Below are 1426 nucleotides of genomic sequence, written 5' to 3' on the forward strand. Positions count from 1 at the left end.
GTGCTGTTTCACTTCCTGCCGGGAAGTGAAAGAAAAGCCGGCCGGGTCACCTGACCCGGACACCCGCGCGGAAGACCGCTCGGACGTCCCGGAGCCGGTCGAGATCGTCGAGGGGGTTCCCGGTCACGGCCAGCAGGTCGGCGTCCGCGCCCACCGCGATCCGCCCCTTCCGGTCGGTAACCCCGCACGCCTGGGCGGCGAGGCTGGTCGCCGCCGTGAGTGCTTCCAGTGGGGACGGGCCCTCCGCGGTGAACTGGGCGATGGCGTACGGCAGCACGTCGTGCGGCTTGGCCGGCATGATGCCGGCGTCCGTACCGAGCACGATGCGGGCACCGAGCCTGTAGAGGGCCCTGAGGGCCTCGTGTACGGCCTGCACGCGCTTGGCGACCTCCGGCGGCAGGACGAGCGGTGAGTCGCCGGGGACGACTCCGATCGTCACGCTCACGAAGACGTCGCTCCCGGCGATGGCGGCGAGCAGGGCGGGATCCGCGTCGACGCCGTCCGCGGTCACGAACGTGGCGTGCTCGATGCTGTCCACTCCCGCCGCCAGCGCGTCCCCGATCGCTCGCGTGCCGTGCGCGTGGGCGGCGACGGGCAGGCCGAGCCGGTGCGCTTCGTCGACGACGACCCGCAGGTCGGCCGCCGAGTACTGCGACTCGTGTGGCGGCGGCGAGCCCGGCGTCATGTTGCCGCCGCTCAGCATGATCTTGACCACCGCGCAGCCCCGCTCGTGCCGGTCCCGTACCGCGGCGCGCAGGGCGGCGGCCCCTTCGGCCGCGCCGCCCATGAAATGGCAGTGGCCGCCGGGCGTGGTGATCGGAGGCCCGGCGGCGAGGATCTCCGGCCCCTCTCCGGGGCATCGCCCCGTCTCCGCACTGAGCGCCAGCGCCAGGTAGTCGCGGTCACCGAGGTCACGCACGGTCGTGACACCGGCCCGGAGCGCCCTGCCGGCCGCGGTCCGCATCCTGGCCAGCAGCTCCGCGTCGTCGGCGGTGGTGAACGCGGTCACCGGGTCGGGGCCGGCGTCGAAGCCGAGATGCACATGAGGGTCGACGAGTCCCGGCATCAGGAAGGCGTCCGTGCCGAGGTCGATCAGGTCCACCCCGTCCGGCGGAAGGACGCCCGTGGTGTCCACGCCGGTGATCCGCCCGTCCTCCACGAACACCGTCGCGGGGCCGGACAGGCTCGTGCCGTCGAACATCAGTCCGGCGTGAATCGCGAGAGGCGTCATGGTCGGGAAGCTCCTGGAGGGAGGCGGCATGCGTGGCCCCCGTCCCGTTCCCCGGGCGTCGCGGGTCTGGTGAAGGCGGCGGGCACAACAACATCACGAACGACCTGAGAGGCCCCTGAATCTCCCTGAGAAGATCCTGAGAGGGGCACCTCGAATATCAGGCACGGGTCCCGTACATCCGACATCGATGAGCCA

At 71.9% G+C, this 1426-nt stretch carries 1 protein-coding gene; it reads right to left on the reverse strand.

From position 1 onward, the window contains the following. Positions 1-46: 46 nt before the first annotated feature. Entirely contained in the window at positions 47-1231 is a 1185-nt protein-coding gene (locus ACTOQ1_RS42785; RefSeq protein ID WP_440074325.1) for an amidohydrolase family protein, read from the reverse strand. Positions 1232-1426 lie beyond the last annotated feature (195 nt).

It is taken from the genome of Streptosporangium sp. OZ121 (assembly GCF_051918885.1).
GTDB lineage: Bacteria > Actinomycetota > Actinomycetes > Streptosporangiales > Streptosporangiaceae > Streptosporangium.